This is a genomic window from Ammoniphilus sp. CFH 90114 (assembly GCF_004123195.1).
GTDB lineage: Bacteria > Bacillota > Bacilli > Aneurinibacillales > RAOX-1 > YIM-78166.
In genome coordinates, this window is record NZ_SDLI01000002.1 from 345213 (window position 1) to 360752 (window position 15540).

The following is a 15540-nucleotide window of genomic DNA, read 5'->3' on the forward strand; positions in this document are numbered from 1 at the left end:
TTATTATTTCGTATAAGCCACTTAAATTCACTTGCCTCACCATAGCAACTTAAGGTAATATTGTTGTTATGTGATTATGGACGTAGAGGATGAATGGGGGGATATATATGCCAACTCCTAGTATGGAAGACTATTTGGAGAAGATTTATACGCTCATCGAGGAAAAAGGATACGCCCGAGTATCTGATATAGCTGAAGCTCTTTCCGTACATCCTTCCTCCGTCACCAAAATGGTCCAGAAGCTTGATCACAACAAATATCTCGTTTATGAGAAATACCGCGGGCTTGTTTTGACTGCCAAAGGGAAAAAGGTCGGCAAGCGGTTGGTTGATCGTCATACCTTATTGGAGAACTTTTTGGAAATGATCGGAGTTTCGCAGGAACAGATCTATGATGATGTGGAAGGGATTGAACATCATCTGAGTTGGGATGCAATTACTTGTATTGAATACCTAGTTCATTACTTTAATGAAGACCCTTCAAGATTAAGGGATTTACAGCGCTTGAAGGATATGGATGAGCAAATGGAACAAGAGAAAAAAGATGAAACGAAGGAAACTTCGAATTAACAAAAGGACCTATCATGATGCGATAGGTCCTTTAGCTTTTTATAAATAAGTTAGTGAAAGTGACTCTGATTCTCTTTGTCCTTCTGCGATTTCCCTTTCTTATTTCCTTCAATGACCTTGAAAGGGATCTCACGAGAACGGGAAGTTTTCTTCAATCGAGTGAGCTTCTGAATCTCGGTAGGGCTTAGTTTCCCGCCTTTTTTCTTTTGGGTCTTTAGTGCCTTTTGGTATCCTTTATCGGTAGATCGCCTTCCACCACCCATGAAGCGACCCAGGAGAAAGATAATCCCAATCGAAAAGGCTATGCTGATAAAGAGCATCATTGGGTTAGTTTTAAGTACCTTGACTAAACCAATGGCAGCTAATGAGAATAATACAATGAAAAACAACTTGGTGTTATTGGTCAAAGAGTCTCACCTCATTTTCACTATATGGGACGAAAGTATCTCCTTATCTAACTTAACCTGTTGTAGCGACTTGTTTATTGAATTCTGCTCCTCTGTCCATCTCTATCATCTTCTCAAAGGAAGCGATCGCAACTTCTACTTGCTTATCTTCCGGTTCCTTTGTTGTCAGCTTCTGCAGCCAAAGTCCTGGATATCCTAAGATCCTAAGCAAAGGAACATCACGGAGCTTGTTGCTGAATTGTAAAACTTCATAGGATACCCCGATGACCACAGGAAGAAGAAGAATTCGCTGATATATCCTTTCCCATAACGTGTCATACTGGAAGAAGGAGTAGATAACGACACCTACGATAACGGTGAAAATAATAAAGCTGCTACCGCATCGGTAGTGAAGTCTTGAAAACCCCTGGACATTATCTACGGTTAGTGGCACTCCTGCCTCATACGTATTAATCACTTTATGTTCTGCGCCATGGTACTGAAACAATCTCTTTATCAATGGAGTTTGGGATATGGCGAATAGATACGCTAATAAAAGGAGGATCTTAATTACACCTTCTATAAGATTCTGTAAAATGTTGTTGGTGACCCAGCGAGTAAACAGGACATCCGCTAAAACGGCTGGTGCAATGGTAAAGATGAGCTTACCAAAGATAAACGAGAGAACACCGACTACGGCTACCCCAAGGATCATGGTTAAATTCCAGGATGAGTCCTTATCCTCTTCTAGTTGCTCTTCCCCAGGGGTGACGTCATATCTCTCCGTAGAGAAGTTAAGGTGTTTGGAACCATTGGCACTTGCTTCAATTAACCCGACAATTCCTCGGACAAAAGGTATTTTCTTAAATTTGTTTAAGACAGGGTTTGCTTTTCTTTCCTCTTCAAAATATTCGATGGTATCATCATTTCTTCGGATGGCCGTCACGATGACCTTGCGGCCGCCAAACATGACCCCTTCGACAACGGCTTGACCTCCATAGGCTATCGGTTTTTGTTGTGACAAGGTTTATCTTCCTTTCCTAGCTGTATCCCCATTCGAAAATAAAAAGGAGAGAATAGTGTATTTCTTCTATTTTACATCATCGTGGGCTTGGATTTCCAGTGGGTTAAACCCGATATTCTGTAAGATTTTGCTATTTAACGTACCTACAGTCCAGAATTAAATAAAATGTGAACAATTAGCAACATTTACCGGTTGTACTTGAATAAAGGAGGTAATGATAAGTAATATGAGAGATGGAGGGGGTGAAGAAATGAAGCGTATTGTTTCGATAGCATTAAGTACCACTCTTATCGCCGCATTAGCAGCCTGTGGTGGTGGAGGCGGTGATCAAGCAGCCCCAGCACCTGCACCTGCTCCTGCAGAGCAGCAACAACCGGCAGCTGGCGGCGGTGGTACGGTGGATGCAACAGCTGCTGAGGCGAAATATAACCAAGGATGTGCAGCTTGTCACGGCGCCGATCTGTCCGGTGGCGCAGGACCTGCCCTTAAACAGGTTGGGGCTAAACTGTCCGAGGAGCAAATACTTGGTATTATCAATAATGGTCAAGGTGGCATGCCTCCAAAGATGCTCCAAGGTGCCGATGCTGAACTCGTTGCGGCTTGGTTAGCCGAGCACAAATAATCATTTTTTCAAAAACCAGAATGGATGTCTGCATTCTGGTTTTTGTTTTTTACTGGGGACGAAGGGGTATACTAGGAGCGACTAATTAACGGGGGTTTAACTTATGAAAGAAGAAAGTATGCAAGATGTCAAAATGCGTAAGATTAAAGCCGCAATGATTATTGGGGGAATTGGGGGCGCCTTTTGGACGATGCTTGGCTATGTTGCCTACTTTATGAATTTCACGAAGGTAGGACCTTCCTTATTTGTGACCCCTTTTTTCCAGCCCGAGTTGGTGGATCGACCGTTAGCCCAGTTTACAGGTGTTGGGTTTGCAACCGTACTTTCTATTTTAGTGGCTCTAGCCTATGTTTTTACCTTAGCTAGGTTCTATTCTCCATGGATAGGCATTGGCCTTGGAGTAGGAGGTTTCGGTTTTTTTTATTATGTTTTGAATCCATTAATCGGTTTCACTAATAAGCCGATTCATGTGTTGGGAATGAATACATTTACCACGGAGTTATGCTTATTTATCCTCTGGGGATTATTCGTTGGATTTTCTCTATCCACCGAGTTTGCAAGTAAAGAAGGAGCGGCAAGGTAGTATTCAAATGGTAAGGCTTGTGATAAAATTGGCAAAGTAAAAGAACTAGAATCTCCAATTTATAGGAGGTTATCCAATATGCCAACCTTTCTTATTATTAATGGGCCTAATCTGAATATGCTGGGCCGAAGAGAACCGAGTGTCTATGGATACGAGACGTTAGGGGATGTAGAGCAGCGCTTAGTAAAACAAGCGGAAGGACTCCAAGATTGCAGGCTTCGATTTTTCCAATCGAATCATGAAGGAGAAATTATTGATAGAATCCATGAAGCCTTCCAAACTTTGGACGGTATCATTATTAATCCTGGGGCCTTCACCCATTATAGTTATGCCATAAGAGATGCAATTGCGGCCGTTAATATGCCGGTTATTGAGGTCCATATTTCCAATGTTCATAAGAGAGAAGAATTCCGTCACCATTCCGTCATTTCACCTGTGGTTATTGGACAGATTGTAGGGTTGGGTACTAAAGGGTATGAATTAGCATTAACAGCTCTATACGATCATGTAACCGGAGGTGACCACACATGATGAAGAATCGATTATGGCAATTAAGAGAAAAGATGGAGAAGCAAGGGCTAGATAGCCTACTCATCACAAGTCTATTGAACCGGAGATACCTAAGTGGCTTTACCGGTAGTGCAGGTTACTTGCTCATTACCTTAGATAAGGCTCTGTTGCTCACTGATTTTCGTTATGAAGACCAAGCGGCTGATCAGGCTCCAGATTTTGAAGTGATTCGTCATCAAGGAACTTTGCTTGAAGAGGTTGGAAAACAATTGCAAATCACTCAACCATCCAAGATTGGTTTCGAAAAGCAGTATGTCTCTTATGCTTTGTATGAGGGACTACAAGCTTGCGGAGCCAACGGGGATTGGATCGGGACTCAGGGGATTGTTGAGGAACTCCGAATGATCAAATCTGCAGACGAAATTGCCGTAATCAAACAAGCGTGCCAGATGGCAGACAATACCTTCAAGCATATTCTTGGATTTATTAAGCCTGGTGTGTCTGAACGCGATGTAGCCCTAGAAATCGAGTTTTATATGCGCAAACTAGGAGCAAAATCCTCTTCCTTTGATATCATTGTTGCTTCTGGACAGAGGGGCGCTTTACCACACGGAGTGGCTAGCGATAAAGTAATTCAATCCGGGGAACTTGTGACGATGGATTTTGGAGCTTATTACAATGGTTATATATCAGACTTGACGAGAACCGTTGCAGTTGGTGAGCCTAATGAGAAGCTTAGGGAAATTTATGAGACAGTCTTAAAAGCCCAGTTGAGAGGGGTTACTGAAATCAGGCCAGGTCTTACTGGCAAAGAAGCGGATGCCTTAACTCGAGAAGTGATTACGGAAGCTGGTTATGGTGAATGCTTCGGGCATAGCACTGGTCACGGAATAGGACTTGAAGTCCATGAGGGTCCTGGGTTATCATCTAAAAGTGATGTTGTACTTAAACCGGGCATGGTAGTGACTGTTGAACCAGGTATTTATCTTTCCCAGCTAGGTGGAGTGCGGATTGAGGATGATATCCTCATCACGGAGAATGGTTGTGAGATCATTACTCAATCAACGAAAGAGCTTATTATCTTATAAGAGTATTCAGGAGGAAGTTAGATGATTTCAGTTAACGATTTTCGTACCGGTCTTACAATAGAAGTAGACGGAGACATTCTGCAAGTAATTGAATTTCAGCATGTAAAACCTGGAAAAGGAGCGGCTTTTGTACGAGCAAAGCTAAGAAACCTTCGCAGCGGTGGTATTAAAGAAACTACATTCCGCGGCGGTGAGAAAGTAGCTAGAGCCCGTATTGAGACAGCCGAAATGCAATACTTGTATGTAAGTGGAGACGAGCATGTATTCATGAATACATCCACTTATGATCAAGTTAATATTCCAGAAACAAGATTGGAAAGAGAATTAAAATTCCTCCTAGAAAATATGATGGTATCCATCATGCAATACGAAGGTGAAATTTTAGGAATTCAACTTCCAAATACAGTAGAACTTTCGGTAAAGGAAACAGAACCAGGCATTAAGGGTGACACAGCTTCTGGTGGAAGTAAGCCAGCTGTAATGGAAACAGGTCTTGTTGTACAAGTTCCTTTCTTTATTAATGAAGGTGATAAGCTTTCGATTGATACAAGATCCGGAGAATATTTATCCCGCGCATAGAAAAAGAAGCCCACTTGCTGGGCTTCTTTTTTCACTACTTCAGAAACAACAATTCAGCGATTTTCACAAAGAGAGCAGTAATCCCAGCAGCCATAAGTGGCCCGACGGGTATACCCCTTAGGAAGATGATTCCAAATATAGATCCTACCACCAGTCCAACAATCATCTGAGGCTCCATCCTTAAGAGATCAAGCCCTTTTCCATTCATATAAGTGGCGATAGCTCCACCCGCAAGGGCCATAATACCGTAAGGTGTTGTAAAAAGAGGCGTTACATCTTTCCAATTGATCTTTTCATTTGCGAAAGGGACCAAGACGGCCATAGTTAAAAACAACAAACCTAGTTCAAGGCCTCTTCGCTCTACGGCAGGAAAATACCTTTCAAGGGAAGTTAACTTTAAAATCAGCAAGAGACTTGCTGCCGTAGCTATTATGTTGGATCGGCCGAGCAAACCGACAATAATTAAAGCAACTAACAGCAATTCTCCAGTCATCACACATTACCCCTGTCCCACGAGTCTCTCTAGACTTTATGACAGGACAAGGAGAGATATGATTATTTCTCTACTTGCTCTTCTTTCGAAGTGAAGATGGTCAGTGATTCGGCCTTAAGGAAGGGGACAAAGGGGTAGATATCGATTTGTGAGCAAAATTGAATATCAGCAAGGTTTCCAGCTTGCAAAAGTCGCTTTCCTGTGGCCGTTTCTTGTAGGGTGTTGGTCAAATGGTCCTTATGGTACTCATAGGCTGCAAACATGGCTTGCCCTAAATCATTGGTTATGGCATCAGGAAACTGTTGTAATAGAAGGGATAAAATATAGCCGGCAGCTAAGCCATCTTCTAAGGCGAAGTGTTGACGCGACCCAGCACAAAGGATCGTCACATCTCTGCGAAATTTTCCAGCAAGTTCAGCACAAGCCTTACCATTCAAGAAGGAGCCAATCAGAACAGAGTCCGCTTTCAACGACTTCTGAATAGCTCGTGTCCCGTTGGTTGTCGTTAAGACAAGCGAGCTTTCAGATAATGGGGCTGTACACATCTCCGTTGGAGAATTTGAAAATGGAAATCCAAGTATTCGCTTGCCATAGCGTTCGCCCGCTAATAGATAACGGCTTCCTTGAAATTGTCTGGCCTGGCCTACGGTCTCGACAGGAATTACTTCATCAGCCCCATGAGCTAAGGCTGTAACGACCGTACTGGATGCACGAAGAACATCTATCACAATGACAGTACGGTTCTTAATCTCATCCATCTTTAATTCATCTACTTGGGAAACCACATCGATTTTCAAGCTTGATCCCTCCTTGCATCCCAAAAGAAGGTATCAGAACGCAAACCTCTTCGTAAAGATTCTAAGGAGAAAATTTCATCTGGAGGGATATTACCCAAGTTAACATTAGGACCAAACGAGTTAATTAACTCCACCTGTTGACTTTTTTTGGGAGCTTCCCAGATGACTTGACTATTGAACGGACGAATTTCTTTCATAATAGACACGAAATCATCATGGAACTTTCCTTTTTCATCATAGATGCCCACATTTTCTCCAGACTCCCTGCCTTCAATAATGACAAAGCTTGAACCAGCTTGTAGGTCAGACAATAAGGTTTTCATTAATCCTTCTACCTCAATTAGAGAACCTGCCGCTTTTTTTCCACATTCTGTTATAACGTCTAATCCCAAGTCTTTTGCAAGATAGATGGCCTCACGTCTTGTTTCCTCGGGGAGATCAACCGTTCCGTCAGAAATTTCGAGCTTGGTAAATCCTAGTTGTTGCATACTGGAGAGATATTTCCTTATTTTCCCGTGATGGAAAGCCACTTCAAAAAAAGTACCACCTGGATAAACATCTACCTTATATTGTTGGGCCATGCGTATTTTGGCTTGCAGAATTTGTGGTGGATAAAGTGCTGTCGTACCAAAACCAAGCTTTACAAAATCAATATAACTTCCGGCAGTGTCCAGTAAGTCCTGAAATTGAGCGATTCCCAAGCCCTTGTCAATGATCATGGTGATGCCCCGCTTAGGCATTCTCCTTTCTCTAACACCCAGCGGATCCTGTAGATCCAAATCTTCAAGTGAACAGATTTCTTCTGACATGGTATCTCCTCGCTTAAAATCCTTATCGTCCGACTGCTTCAATATATGCACAATAGCCTACAATAGGAACTTGTCTTAGAATGGATATGGCCTGCATATGTATGTTACATCGGGAGGAAATTCCTTACAGGAAAAGGTGGGAGGATGAACATGTTCCATATGCTAGAGAAGGCCATCATTGGGATGGCCCTGCTTAGGTTGTTATCAGGAAGTATCGAAATTTTTGCCGCGATGCTTATGATCAAATTCAACCAGGTCGAAAAAGCTCTTATTATTAATAGTTCCCTCGCTTTAGTGGGGCCATTGATTATGATTGCTACTACCACGATCGGTCTCATAGGGATTACTGACAAAATTTCTTTTAGTAAAATTGTTTGGATTTTGCTCGGTGTCACTTGTATTCTCATTGGTGTTAAGAGCCGTTAAACGCTCACCTGTTGGACTGTGCTCAGCAATAAAATCTTCTATTAGCTTGTTAAAGGCCTCTTTTCCTTTGGTCGGACAGGCGTGATTAATCTTTGGGATCAAGCAGACCTCACCTTGTGGTAAGGAGGTTAGAAGTTGATGTCGATACTTCATCATATGCCTTTCGTTGCCTCCGTAAATAAGCAAAATAGGAGCACAGATCTTATTCAATTTATTTGTAATGTCAAAATATAAGCAGCCCTTAATCATAAGGTCCGTTTCTTTTATACGGGCCTTTCGAGCTTCGTGTTCAAACAGGTGAATATGCTCTCTTGTAGCACCGTTGGCTCTGGCGACCTGTTTTGAAAGCCAATTCTTCATGTGGATTTTTCCTAAACAAAAGCTCCCAATGAGTTTTGTATACAAATAAGCATTTCCAACCTTTGGAAAAGCTCCTGCGACAGCTGCGCCCCTGACCATTTCAGGGTATTGATACATAAATTGCATGGCGATAATCGAACCGGTTGAGTATCCGACCAAGAATGTTTTGTCAATGTTGAGATGATCCAGTAATCCCTTAAGATCATTTGCAAGTTCCTCAATATAATGGGAGTAGTCAATAGGTTGGGGAGAAATACCGCTTCGTCCATGCCCTCGTAAATCATATGTAAGAATCCGAGAACGGTCTTGAAAGCAAGGTACTTGCTCTAGCCAATTTGTATGAGATAATCCCAATCCGTGGATGAATACAATATGTTCTGGTCCATGACCAGATTGCTCATAGTAAATAGGAGTACGATTGATTAGAACATGAGGCATGATTACTTTTCCTTCCTCCGAAGCTTAAAATAAGATCGGTATGGGTTCTTGTGGGTTTAGTGTAAATCCAATTGAACTAAGACATACTAGAAAAGACCCCCAGAGCGACAAGCCCGATTCATGGGTGGCTTCTGGTAGGCGTTTAAGAATGTTTTTTAGTTCAGGAGCGGAAATGAAGGAGGATGACTCAAATGGATCAACTACACAATCGTCTTGCTTATTTACAAGGAATGGCTGATGGGTTGGGTATGACGACAGAAACAAAAGAAGGACGCATCATTATTGAAATGATGGATCTTATGGAAGAGATGGTCATACAGATGTCGTCTCTCCAGAATCGCTTAGATGAACAAGATGAATATATCGAAGCGATTGACGAGGACTTGGCTGATGTTGAGGAATATGTGGAAGCAATAGATGAAGATTTAGATGATGTTGAGGATTTCTTGTCCGATGTTGAGGATATTCTCTTCGAAGAAGAGGATGACGACGATGACTATTATGAATTGGATGACGAAGATGATGAGGATGTTATCTACTTTGATGACGAAGAGGACGATGATGTCATATACGTAGACAGCATTTATGATGAGCTCGATGAAGCTTACGATGATGACGATGAGGGCTATTTTGATATCGAATGTCCAAATTGTCAAGAGTTAGTAAGTGTAGATCAAGATATCTTTGAAGATGATATGGTTGCCGAAGTTCTGTGCCCGGAATGTCATGAAGTGATTCTTGTAAATGACGACATTGAGGATACAGAAGAATTTGAGAACTACGTCATTGATGAAGCATAAGTAAGCAAAAGAAGGCATCTCAGGCTGAGATGCCTTTTTTCTTTTCTTGTCATAATTGATGTCCATTCTTGCATAAGATGAGGAATAAATAGGACGAACTTATAGATCCCCTTAAGCTTTCAGGTGATCAGCTGTAGGAGTGATATTAATGGACCCTTATCTTCTGTCGATGATGCCCCAGCAATTGAGAGAGCTCTGCCGTAAGCTGCCGGAAGATATTCTTCTGTCATTAGAGGAAATTCGTATTCGCAAGGAACAACCAGTTGAGCTCATTTATGGACAAGTTTCCCGTTTTTTATGCAGGGAGGGGACGATGACGAGTTATCCAGCAAAAGGGTGGAAAATTCCGTTGTTAGAACTAGAAAAGATGATTAATCTCATCAGTCAGCACTCCATCTATGCTCTAGAAGAGGAGCTAAGAAGAGGCTATGTCACAGTAACCGGGGGACACAGAATCGGTATTGTAGGGAAAGCCTTGATTGAAAAAGGGGAAGTAAAGACGATCCGCGATATCTCAGGATTAAATATTCGTATCGCACGAGAAAAGAAAGGGGTGGCTCTTCCGCTTATCCCTTACTTACTTGAACAGCAAATGGTACTGAACTCGCTAATTATATCTCCTCCCCAGTGTGGAAAGACGACTCTACTGCGAGATCTTGCGCGAGTATTGAGTTATGGCAATTCGTATGTGTCGGGGAAGAAAGTTTCCATTGTCGATGAACGTTCAGAGCTCGCTGGTTGTGTAGGGGGAGTTCCGCAAAAGGATGTAGGCCCTAGAACAGATATTCTTGATGCATGTCCAAAAGCGGAAGGGATTATGATGCTTATACGCTCCATGTCACCAGATATCATAATTGCAGATGAGATTGGACGTCCCGAGGACTCCCTGGCTATCCAGGAAGCTTTAAATGCCGGAGTGGCCGTTATCACTTCTGTTCATGGCTCAAGTCTTACGGATATTAATCGCCGTCCAACAATTAGCCGCTTGATAGGACAAGGTGTGTTTCAGCGCTACATCTTTCTTGGACGATCTCGAGGAGTAGGTACTATTGAAAAAATTTATAATGAAAAATTTGAGCTGCTAAACGGGGTGGCACAGCCTTGCTGAAATTACTGGGTGCCAGCATCATTCTTTTCTCTGCAACCATGATTGGGTTTCAGGTTGCTAAGATGTATTCGAGGCGACCGAAGGAAATCAGACGCCTTAGTGTCGCCCTTCAATTATTGGAGACTGAGATCTGTTATGGATCTACTACGCTTCCTTTGGCGCTTGAGCATGTGGGGAAACGGGTACAAGGAGAAATTGGGAGTATCTTCAGGCAATCTGCTGATTATTTACTGAAGTATGATGGTTTATCTACCATGGATTGCTGGGAAATGGGAGTGGAAAAAACATGGCCCAAGACGACCATGCGCCAAGCTGAGAAAGAGATCCTCCTTCATTTAGGGAAGGTTTTAGGCAAGAGCGATAGACAAGATCAACAAAAGCATATCAGATTAGCTGTTATGAACTTGAAAAAAGAAGAAGAGGAAGCTCGAATGGATCAGCAAAAGTACGAGAAAATGTGTAAGAGCTTAGGCGTATTAAGTGGGATACTCGCAGTCATTTTGATGTACTAGGGGGCGTAAGGCTATGCCGTATGATATCAATGCTATTTTTCAGATTGCAGGTATAGGCATTATTGTGGCCATGATTCATACCGTCTTGAAACAAGCTGGTAAAGGGGATTGGGCTGACTGGATCACATTAGTAGGCGTCGTAATTGTACTCTATATGGTTGCAACCTATGTTAACGATCTTTTCCAAGAGATTAAACGCGTCTTCCTATTCAAGTAGAAGGGAGGAGAGGCAGTGGACATCATTCAAGTGGTGGGGTTAGGTTTAGTGGCTACGGTTTTAACGTTAATTGTTAAGGAACAAAAGCCGTTATTTGCCTTTATGATTGCCTTGGTTACAGGGATTATTATCTTTTTATTTCTAATTGGCAAGATTTCGGAAGTCATACGAATCCTTGAGCGGATGGCCGTTCAAGCAAATTTAAATATGATTTATTTAGAAACGATCTTAAAAATTATTGGAATAGCCTATATTGCCGAATTTGGAGCGCAGATTACGAGGGACGCTGGCCAAGGAGCAATAGCTTCAAAAATTGAATTAGCAGGTAAAGTGTTGATTCTCGTCATGGCGGTTCCCATCATTACAGTCATCATTGAGACGGTCATTAGTTTATTTCCAACATAAAGGAATGATCATTAATGAAGTTCTATTTCCGACTCGTTCTCATGACCTTTTTCTTCTTTATCTTCTCAGTTGAACTAAGCCAAGCAAATGTCCAAGAATCTGTCATAGCATCCCAAGTGGAACGGTTGGATTTAACACAGGTTGAAGAGTTCTGGAAAGATTTAATGACAAATTACAAGGGGTATTTACCTGGCAGTGAGCATCCGGGTATTGTGTCCTTGATTATGAGTCAAGGGGATGAATTTTCATTCAAACAGGCGATGGAAGGAATTGTAAGTTACTTCTTTCATGAGTTGCTGGTAAATGGAAAGCTTCTTGGAACGATCATTATTATCACGGTATTCGCTATGATTCTTGAAACAATGCAAAGTGCGTTTGAACAAAATTCAGTCAGCAAGACGGCTTATGCCATTTCTTATATGGTATTGATTATCCTCGCTATTAATAGCTTTCGGATTGCGATCGGTTATGCGGGAGAGGCGATTTCCGATATGGTGAGCTTTATGTTAGCTCTTATGCCTTTGGTATTGGCGATGTTGGCGGCTATGGGGAATTTTGCTTCTGTCGCGATGTTTCACCCTTTAATCATATTTATGGTTAACGTGAGTGGTACGGTTATATCCACCGTTATTTTTCCTCTATTATTTTTATCTTCTGTTTTAAGTATCGTTAGTTCATTATCGGACAAGTATAAGGTTACTCAATTGGCGAATTTACTGCGAAATATTAGTTTAGGACTGTTGGGTATCTTTCTAACGATCTTTCTTGGGATTATATCGGTTCAAGGCGCTACGAGCGCTGTGGCCGATGGAATTACCGTCCGTACAGCAAAGTATGTAACAAGTAATTTTGTACCCGTTGTAGGCCGGATGTTTTCTGATGCTACGGATACGGTGTTAGGTGCTTCATTATTAGTCAAGAATGCGGTAGGGGTTGCTGGAGTATTTATCTTGATTATGATATGCGCTTTCCCGGCGATAAAGATTTTTGCTCTAGCGCTTGTTTACAATCTATCTGCGGCCATTATGCAGCCCTTGGGTGCAAGCCCCATCATTAGCTGTTTATCTACGATTGGAAAGAATCTCATGTTCGTATTTGCCGCCTTAGCCACCGTTTGTTTGATGTTTTTTCTAGCGGTTACCATCATTATCTCAGCAGCCAATCTATCTATTATGGTTCGGTAGGTGAATACTCATGATTGAAGCGCTAAGTTTATGGCTTCAGAAAATTATCTTAGTTGTTCTCATCGCTACTTTTTTGGACATGCTGCTTCCTAATTCGGGGATGCAACGTTATGTTCGTCTGGTAATGGGACTGCTTATTCTATTAACTATCATTTCTCCTGTATTAGAGGTAATAAAAAAAGACTTAACAAGCGATAAAATAGCGATGCGAATTATGAAGTTGACATCGGGTTCAACAGGGGAAGATTGGGAGCAGATTAAGGACTACAGCGAGAAATTAATGCAGCAGAATGAGCAAGAGACCCAAGACTTTGTCCGATCGCAATTGGAGGGTTTAATTCAAGCGAAGGTAGAAGAAGACTATGGGATTCGCGTGAGCTCTATAAAAGTGGACATGGCTAAAGAAAAGTACAAGCAACAGGAATATCCTGTGATTTCCTCCGTACAATTAATATTGGACAAAGATTTAAAAGCGTCAAGGCAAGAGGATGGCGGGAATCTGAGGATTCAACCTATCGAGCCTGTGACAATCAGTGTAGCAGGAGAATCTTCTCAGAAGGCGTCCACGGTCTCTACCTCATCTGGGCTCTCTGCCGCAGAGCAGAAGCTGCTAAATGAAATTGCTAACGATATCGCAAAAACTTGGAGTATTGATCGTAGTCAAATTGTAGCTAAGGTAGAAGGGAAACAAGAGGAGGGCTAAGATGAGCAAATGGGAATGGTTTTCCAAAATGAAGGAGAAATGGGGTCAGAGAGAGGAGGGGCAAAAGCGTGTAAATACGTTCCAGAAACTAGTCATCCTTGGTGGAATCGGTGCTGCCATCATGATATTTTCTTCGTTAGATAGCGTAAAGAGAGAATCAGCACCCTCGACTGACCCAGAAGCTGCAACCAACGAACAAGCTGTGTTTTCTGGTAAGGTCAAGTCTAATGACCTCTCGATTTCGGATTACGAAGAAATCTACGAGAATCAGCTAAAAGGAATTTTAGAAGAGGTGATTGGAGTAGGGGAAGTATCCGTGATGGTTAATTTAGATTCTAGTGAGGAGGTCGTCATAGAGAAAGATGTGAATGCGAGGAATTCGATTACGAAAGAAGTGGACAAAGAGAAGGCAACAAGGGATATTACCGACTCTTCTCGCGATGAGAGAGTGGTCTTGGTGAAAGCGGAGCAAGGTGAACAGCCGATTGTGCTTAAGACCTTAAAACCGAGAGTGCGAGGGGTGCTAGTTGTAGCGAAGGGAGCGGAGAATATGAAGGTGAAAGCATTGATAACGGATGCTGTTCAGAAAGTCCTTCATGTTGAACCGCATAAAATATCTATTTTACCTAAAAAAGGATAGGGAGGTACTAGAATGGTACTAAAAAAACAGACGGTTTGGTTGCTTTCTATGCTGACCATTATGGTTGTGTTGTCTGCTTACTACATGCTTCAAGGCCCGATTGAACAAGTCCCCGTAGCTTCTAACTCGCCATCACCAGAAGCACAAGAATTACAGGTGGATAGCCAGCAAATTGAGACTGGGGAGTCAATGGAAGGTACTGCTGAAGCTATGCCTGGAAGTGCTTCTGACTACTTTATTGAGACGAAGTTAAATCGTGACGCTTGGCAATCTCAAAAGATGGAAGAGTACTTGTCTATTATGACCAACGCAGAAGACAAAGAAGCTGTCACTCAGGCTAAGTCAAATTATGACAAGCTCGTAACTCAACAGGATACGGAAATGACAGTTGAGAGCTTAATTAAGGCACTAGGATATAATGAGGCTGTTATTATTTCTAAAGAGAATCGCGTAAACGTCATCGTTCAAGCAGAAAAGCTAGAAAGACAAAATGCAGTTGAAATTATGAAATTGGTCACTCAGCATCTAGAAGTCCCATCCAATAATATTGTGGTAACATATAAACCATAAACGTTTCAAACACAAATCAACTGCGACAGGACCCACAAGGGTTCTTTTTTTTTGTAATGGGTAGATTGTGCCTTTAGAGGAAGAATATGATATAATGTTTGATATTTGGTTGAGGAAAAACTTTATTGTGTTTCTAAGTTTAATGAGGAGTGGCTATCACATGTTAAAAATGCATGAAATAAGAGAAATCATAAAATTGGTTGACCAATCCAGTGTGCAAGAATTCGAAATGGAAAATGAAGGATTACGTATCAGTATAAAAAAAGGACGAGAGGGTGTAGTACTGCCTGAACAACAGGTTGTTGCAGCTGCACCAGTAATACCAGCTCCAGCTCCAGTTGTTGTTTCTAAGCCTGCGCCAACGGTTGAAAGGGTAAGAGAACCAGAAGTTCCAACTCAGCAGGCAGCTGTACAGGAACCGGTAGTTGACGAAGCCCTTAAGAAGATTGTGTCGCCTATGGTTGGAACTTTTTATACCAAGCCTGACCCGAATTCACCTTCTTATGTAAAAGTTGGAGATAAGGTTAATCCAGATAGCATCGTGTGTATTGTTGAGGCAATGAAGCTGTTTAATGAGATTGAGGCTGAGGTAACGGGTGAAATCGTCAAGATCTTGGTTACAGATGGCCAGTTAGTAGAGTACGGGCAACCTCTATTCCTAGTTAAATAAGGAATATTACCCGTTGATTGCATTGTAAAACAACGACTCAGTTGTTA

22 protein-coding genes and 1 pseudogene are annotated in these 15540 nt (G+C 42.0%); 17 read left to right on the forward strand and 6 right to left on the reverse strand.

Annotated elements, in window-relative coordinates:
* Positions 1 to 107: 107 nt before the first annotated feature.
* The gene (gene mntR / locus EIZ39_RS06375; RefSeq protein WP_129198611.1) at positions 108 to 569 is read left to right on the forward strand and encodes a transcriptional regulator MntR; all 462 of its coding nucleotides are present in this window, start codon (positions 108 to 110) and stop codon (positions 567 to 569) included.
* Positions 570 to 619: 50 nt separating this feature from the next.
* Here the strand turns inward: mntR and EIZ39_RS06380 are convergent, their stop codons facing one another.
* Positions 620 to 976 carry an SA1362 family protein gene (locus EIZ39_RS06380; protein WP_129198613.1) on the reverse strand — a complete coding sequence of 119 codons (357 nt, stop codon included), beginning with the start codon at positions 974 to 976 and terminating at the stop codon, positions 620 to 622.
* A gap of 52 nt (positions 977 to 1028) precedes the next feature.
* Positions 1029 to 1979, reverse strand: coding sequence for a DUF1385 domain-containing protein (locus EIZ39_RS06385; protein WP_483296014.1), 951 nt, complete (start codon positions 1977 to 1979; stop codon positions 1029 to 1031).
* Between the two features lie 250 nt (positions 1980 to 2229).
* Between EIZ39_RS06385 and EIZ39_RS27645 the strand changes: the two genes are divergently transcribed.
* From EIZ39_RS27645 to efp, 5 genes are all read left to right on the forward strand, one after another.
* Positions 2230 to 2601: a c-type cytochrome gene (locus tag EIZ39_RS27645; RefSeq protein ID WP_129198615.1), complete on the forward strand. Its 372-nt coding sequence runs from the start codon at positions 2230 to 2232 to the stop codon at positions 2599 to 2601.
* A gap of 103 nt (positions 2602 to 2704) precedes the next feature.
* Positions 2705 to 3184, forward strand: a complete 480-nt coding sequence (locus tag EIZ39_RS06395) for a YqhR family membrane protein (RefSeq protein WP_129198617.1) — start codon at positions 2705 to 2707, stop codon at positions 3182 to 3184.
* A gap of 78 nt (positions 3185 to 3262) precedes the next feature.
* A complete protein-coding gene (aroQ, locus tag EIZ39_RS06400; RefSeq protein ID WP_129198619.1) occupies positions 3263 to 3715 on the forward strand; it encodes a type II 3-dehydroquinate dehydratase in 453 nt (150 codons plus the stop codon).
* Positions 3712 to 4782, forward strand: coding sequence for a M24 family metallopeptidase (locus tag EIZ39_RS06405; protein WP_129198622.1), 1071 nt, complete (start codon positions 3712 to 3714; stop codon positions 4780 to 4782). The genes aroQ and EIZ39_RS06405 overlap by 4 nt, the downstream gene beginning before the upstream one ends.
* Before the next feature lie 21 nt (positions 4783 to 4803).
* Complete coding sequence (efp, locus tag EIZ39_RS06410) at positions 4804 to 5361, forward strand: elongation factor P (RefSeq protein ID WP_129198624.1); 558 nt, start codon at positions 4804 to 4806, stop codon at positions 5359 to 5361.
* A 34-nt stretch (positions 5362 to 5395) separates the two neighbouring features.
* On the opposite strand, the gene EIZ39_RS06415 is transcribed toward efp, so the two are convergent.
* Genes EIZ39_RS06415 through comA form a run of 3 tightly spaced genes read right to left on the reverse strand, consistent with a single transcriptional unit; the run spans position 5396 to position 7460 of the window.
* Entirely contained in the window at positions 5396 to 5857 is a 462-nt protein-coding gene (locus EIZ39_RS06415; RefSeq protein ID WP_205668518.1) for a DUF441 domain-containing protein, read from the reverse strand.
* Between the two features lie 59 nt (positions 5858 to 5916).
* On the reverse strand, positions 5917 to 6651 hold the full coding sequence (locus EIZ39_RS06420; protein ID WP_129198628.1) for a 2-phosphosulfolactate phosphatase: 735 nt from the start codon (positions 6649 to 6651) through the stop codon (positions 5917 to 5919).
* A complete protein-coding gene (comA, locus tag EIZ39_RS06425; RefSeq protein ID WP_129198630.1) occupies positions 6648 to 7460 on the reverse strand; it encodes a phosphosulfolactate synthase in 813 nt (270 codons plus the stop codon). Before comA ends, EIZ39_RS06420 begins: the two co-directional genes overlap by 4 nt.
* Before the next feature lie 159 nt (positions 7461 to 7619).
* Between comA and EIZ39_RS06430 the strand changes: the two genes are divergently transcribed.
* Complete coding sequence (locus EIZ39_RS06430) at positions 7620 to 7886, forward strand: YqhV family protein (protein WP_129199149.1); 267 nt, start codon at positions 7620 to 7622, stop codon at positions 7884 to 7886.
* A 93-nt stretch (positions 7887 to 7979) separates the two neighbouring features.
* Here the strand turns inward: EIZ39_RS06430 and EIZ39_RS27260 are convergent.
* Positions 7980 to 8684, reverse strand: a pseudogene (locus tag EIZ39_RS27260) (alpha/beta fold hydrolase); the annotation flags it as partial.
* Between the two features lie 191 nt (positions 8685 to 8875).
* On the opposite strand from EIZ39_RS27260, the gene EIZ39_RS06440 reads away from it, so the two are divergent.
* From EIZ39_RS06440 to accB, 10 genes are all read left to right on the forward strand, one after another.
* On the forward strand, positions 8876 to 9484 hold the full coding sequence (locus EIZ39_RS06440; protein ID WP_129198634.1) for a CD1247 N-terminal domain-containing protein: 609 nt from the start codon (positions 8876 to 8878) through the stop codon (positions 9482 to 9484).
* A 148-nt stretch (positions 9485 to 9632) separates the two neighbouring features.
* On the forward strand, positions 9633 to 10592 hold the full coding sequence (spoIIIAA, locus tag EIZ39_RS06445; RefSeq protein WP_129198636.1) for a stage III sporulation protein AA: 960 nt from the start codon (positions 9633 to 9635) through the stop codon (positions 10590 to 10592).
* A complete protein-coding gene (gene spoIIIAB, locus EIZ39_RS06450; protein ID WP_129198638.1) occupies positions 10586 to 11104 on the forward strand; it encodes a stage III sporulation protein SpoIIIAB in 519 nt (172 codons plus the stop codon). Before spoIIIAA ends, spoIIIAB begins: the two co-directional genes overlap by 7 nt.
* A gap of 13 nt (positions 11105 to 11117) precedes the next feature.
* Complete coding sequence (gene spoIIIAC / locus EIZ39_RS06455) at positions 11118 to 11321, forward strand: stage III sporulation protein AC (protein WP_129198640.1); 204 nt, start codon at positions 11118 to 11120, stop codon at positions 11319 to 11321.
* 15 nt (positions 11322 to 11336) lie between these two features.
* Positions 11337 to 11726 (forward strand): stage III sporulation protein AD, encoded by a 390-nt coding sequence (gene spoIIIAD / locus EIZ39_RS06460; protein ID WP_129198642.1) that lies wholly within the window; start codon positions 11337 to 11339, stop codon positions 11724 to 11726.
* Positions 11727 to 11740: 14 nt separating this feature from the next.
* On the forward strand, positions 11741 to 12910 hold the full coding sequence (gene spoIIIAE, locus EIZ39_RS06465; protein WP_129198644.1) for a stage III sporulation protein AE: 1170 nt from the start codon (positions 11741 to 11743) through the stop codon (positions 12908 to 12910).
* Positions 12911 to 12920: 10 nt separating this feature from the next.
* The gene (spoIIIAF, locus tag EIZ39_RS06470) at positions 12921 to 13613 is read left to right on the forward strand and encodes a stage III sporulation protein AF (RefSeq protein ID WP_129198646.1); all 693 of its coding nucleotides are present in this window, start codon (positions 12921 to 12923) and stop codon (positions 13611 to 13613) included.
* 1 nt (position 13614) lies between these two features.
* Complete coding sequence (spoIIIAG, locus tag EIZ39_RS06475) at positions 13615 to 14253, forward strand: stage III sporulation protein AG (protein ID WP_129198648.1); 639 nt, start codon at positions 13615 to 13617, stop codon at positions 14251 to 14253.
* Between the two features lie 12 nt (positions 14254 to 14265).
* Positions 14266 to 14823, forward strand: a complete 558-nt coding sequence (locus EIZ39_RS06480) for a SpoIIIAH-like family protein (protein WP_129198650.1) — start codon at positions 14266 to 14268, stop codon at positions 14821 to 14823.
* Positions 14824 to 14983: 160 nt separating this feature from the next.
* Positions 14984 to 15493, forward strand: coding sequence for an acetyl-CoA carboxylase biotin carboxyl carrier protein (accB, locus tag EIZ39_RS06485; RefSeq protein ID WP_129198652.1), 510 nt, complete (start codon positions 14984 to 14986; stop codon positions 15491 to 15493).
* The last annotated feature ends 47 nt before the right edge of the window (positions 15494 to 15540 follow it).